Genomic DNA, 3,749 nt, shown 5'->3' with positions numbered 1-3,749 from the left:
CGGCTTGTTCGACGACTTGCGCCGTCTCCCCTGGGTCGTGACCTTGCTGTCGGCGCGGATACGCAGGCTCGAATCGGAATCGATCAGAGCCGCCTTCTGCGCCGCGGTGAGGCGGGCGCCGACGGCGTTGATGATGCCGAGTTCGTGGGTGATCTCGCCGCCGACTCCCTGGACCGCGGCGATCACATGCTCGAGCTCGGGGCCGGAGACGATGTAGCTCGCTACCCGGGCGCGTTCTCCGGCGATCTCAGGTTCCTCGGCCGAGCCGCGGGCCGGGACCACGACGGTGGCAAGGGCCATCAGGAAGCTCACAGCGAGAAGAGTGAGTTTGCGGCAGCTGGAGTTGCTCATTGTGTAGCTACCCTTGCGGCGGAGTTCGGAATTCATGATTTGCTGTCTTGGGCGGGTCATTCCTGGTCCGCTCATCGGCATCTCCTTCTTCTCCTGCACGGAGCGGGTTCAGGTTCGGGTTGTGGGTTTGGGTCATCGTCCAAGAGCATGGTCTGATTGGTCGTCTGATAGAGGGGAGTGTTGTCGGCAACGGCGTCACTCCACAGAAAGCCGTCACTCCACAGAAAACCATCGCTCCACAGGAAGCCGTCGCTCCAGAGAAAGCCATCGCTCCACAGAAAGCCATCGCTCCACAGAAAGCCGTCACTCCACAGGAAGCCGTCACTCCACAGAAAACCATCGCTCCACAGAAAACCGTCGTTCCATAGGAATCCGGCGGCCCATTCGTCATCGCCCCAGAGCCCCGCAGTGTTCTCGACGAGGATGACCTCGCCCTCGTCGTGACGGGCCATCGTCGGCGACAAAGCGGCACTCAGGTAGCCCGTCTCGGCCAGCGCCGCCTCTATGTCGAGCACTCCGGCTCCGGCAAAAACGGGGTCGGCGTCGACCTTGCGCGCCGAGCGCATCAGCCGCGCCTTGACGCTGTCAGGGTTCAACGTCGGCTCCTGGGAGAGCATAAGCGCCGCGGTGCCGCTGACCATTGCAGCGGCCATGCTGGTGCCCGAGAGCTCGAGGTACTCACCGGTGCAGCCGTTGCCGCACTCCTGCACGCGATCGGGCAGGCCGCGCTTCAACCCGCCGTTGCCGATCGGCGCAACGACGCGATTCCCCGGCGCGACCAGGTCGGGCTTGAGGAAGTGATCGTAGGCGGAGGGTCCCAGCGACGAATAGGTGGACACGAAGTCGTCACTGAAGTCGCCGCCCGTGCCCTTGTCGGTCACCGATCCGACCGTGATCACCTTGCGCGAGTTGCCGGGACTGGTGATCGTGAAGTGGCCGTCTCGTCCATGGTTGCCGGCGGAGCAGATCACCACGATGCCGGCGTCCCAAACCGTCTCGACCGCCTGTACCAGCGGATCCGTCGTCGCGGACTCCTCGACCGCCTTGCCGAGGGAGAGATTGACGACGCGGATGTCGTTCGCTTCGGCGTTCTCGAGCACCCATTCGAGGCCGGCGATCACATCCGAAGTCAGCCCCTTGCCCTCCTCGTCGAGTACCCGCACCGACACGATGCCGGCACCCGGCGCTACACCCGAGTAGCTGCCCGAAGACAGCGTGCCCATGCCGGCGATCACCCCGGCAACGTGGGTACCGTGGCCGAATGGATCTGGATCGGTCCCACAGCCGCCGATCTCCACGTTGTCGACCGCGAAATACTCGGAGGGGCCGCCGTAGAGGTCGTAGACCCTGAAGCGGACTCGGGTGTCCACCGAGAGATAGCCCGATATGTCGTAGGTTCTGGAACCGGAGAAGGCACCTTCGTAGCTCTCGAAGATCTCGAGCGTCGTGAAGCTCTGACCACCGTTGCTGGAGATGTCGACCGCGATCCGGTCCTCGTCGGCTTCGACTCCCGAGCCGGTGCGGAAGTCGAAACTCAAAGTGGCCGTGGTGGCGCCCGAAAGGTCTACCGCGCGCGTCGCGCTGGGTTGGGTGCCGGTGTTCGGTCGGTCGTCGAGCAGGAGCTCGCCACCGGAGACCGTGATGTTGCCGCTGCTCACTCCGGCACCGGCGGCGTCGTACTCGAGCCAGTTGGTGCTGAAAGACCGAGTCCCGTCGTTGCCGCCGAAGGAAGCCGCGTTGAACTCGTCCCGAAAAGTCTCGGCGCAGCCGCTGTGAGGAGGAATGATGTCCACACGCATGGCACCCGGGATGTCGTCGTGAGCGGCGAGCCCCGAGTCCAAGATCGCCACTCGTACGTCCGAAGTCACCGGGAAGTAATACGGTGAGCCGGGCGCGGGCAGGTTGGCGGTCTGCTTCGCGGCCTGGGAAAGGGCGACGATCGGGTCATCGGGAAGAATCGAGACCACGCCGTAGCCCCGAGCCAGTCCGTCGAGCGCTGTTTCGGGCACCCTCAGCGCCTGCATCTTGAGCCGACCGAAGTGCCGCTTGACCTGACCGCCGAAGCCGCGAACCCGAGCCCCCTCGAAATATCCGGGGGTTCGATCGTAGGTGACGATCACGTCGACCAGCCGCGGCGCCCCGCCGTCACCCGTCTTGGGGCCTGTGGGCTTCGTCTTGGCGCTTGCAGCGGGGAGCGACAGCGTAAGAACGAGAAAACCGACCATTGCTACTTGAAACCCGTATTTCATCTGCTTTCTCCCATGGGCGTACGCATGAATCACGTGTCTGCATACCGCAACGCGAGTGCCACTCACGAATAGCGATAGGCGTATTCGGGGAAGCCTGCTTCCGACGCCTCCTCCAGGTCTCTAAGTATCTGAAAAAGAAGGAGATAACCTGCCGTCAACGAAACCCTGACGACGCTGTCAGTCGCCCTCGAGCCCCTCGTAGCGGTCGGCCGGGCAGGGTGTTTCTCCCGGGCGGGGGAAACCGGCAGGGAGATTTGGTACCGGCTGGGGATTCGCGGGGTGGAGGCTAGCGCGCTGCTTCGAATATGGGTGCCTGTGTCAACGACACAAGCGTCTCGGGGCGGTTCGTGCCGAATGAGCTGCCGGGCTAACCTGCCAGTTTGTCGATCAGCGCGTCGAACCACGGGAAAGAAGCTCGAAGGTCGGTCCAGAGGAAGCCGAAGGTGAGCGCATGAGCCGAGAGGCTCGTGATCCATCTTTGCCGTGTTGCTGTTCTCACCGATTCGCTCCTTGCATCTTCTCGAGAAGTCTTCGTTGCCGGTGTCAACCCGTGCTTCATTCCTGTTCGACCCAGTCGCCGACGCTCATGACATCGGCAGCACCGTCGTTCCAGAGATAACCGTCGCTCCACAGGAAACCGTCATTCCAGAGGAAGCCGTCGTTCCAAAGATAGCCGTCGGACCAGAGAAAGCCATCGTTCCAGAGGTAGCCGTCGCTCCACAGGAAGCCATCATTCCAGAGAAAGCCGTCACTCCAGAGAAAGCCGTCGAGGCCGGTGATGTAGTAGTTGCCTTCGGCATCGACATTCGCCCGGCCGCCGTAGTGCTGGACTCCGGCTAGATCGAGGTCGACATTGACGCCGTTGTTGGCGCAACCGCTGGCCGTGCTGGTCAGAGCGCCGGAGGCGTTGACCAGGCCGGCGCCTTGCTGGAAGACACTGTAGGCAAGCTTACCCTTGGCGTCGACCGCCGGCCGAGCCGAGTCCATCAGCCGGCACTTGACCTCGTCGGGGGTGAGCCAAGGCTGGGCCTCGAGCATCAAGGCGACCGTGCCCGAAACGATCGCGGCCGACTGGGAGGTGCCGGACATGTGGAAGTAGTCGTCACCGAAGAGCCAGCTCAAGAACATCTGTGCCAGCCAGCTCCAGGG

General features: G+C 63.3%; 3 protein-coding genes. All 3 read right to left on the bottom strand.

Annotation, left to right across the window (positions count from 1 at the left end):
- On the bottom strand, window positions 1–387 hold a 387-nt coding region (locus tag GY769_04515; GenBank protein ID MCP4201179.1), incomplete at its 3' end, for a hypothetical protein.
- Window positions 388–422: 35 nt separating this feature from the next.
- Complete coding sequence (locus tag GY769_04510) at window positions 423–2,600, bottom strand: S8 family peptidase (protein ID MCP4201178.1); 2,178 nt, start codon at window positions 2,598–2,600, stop codon at window positions 423–425.
- A 555-nt stretch (window positions 2,601–3,155) separates the two neighbouring features.
- Window positions 3,156–3,749: S8 family serine peptidase (locus GY769_04505; protein ID MCP4201177.1), on the bottom strand; the 594-nt coding region annotated here is incomplete at its 5' end.

It is taken from the genome of bacterium (genome assembly GCA_024224155.1).
In the GTDB taxonomy this organism is placed as follows: Bacteria; Acidobacteriota; Thermoanaerobaculia; order Multivoradales; family JAHEKO01; genus CALZIK01.
Note: the sequence above shows the minus strand (reverse complement) of the source record. Positions and strands in the feature narration are given on the sequence as shown.

What these genes read in the sequence shown, in the direction of transcription:
- GY769_04510 (MCP4201178.1), bottom strand. Translation starts at nt 2,600, where the DNA reads ATGAAATACGGGTTTCAAGTAGCAATGGTCGGTTTTCTCGTTCTTACG.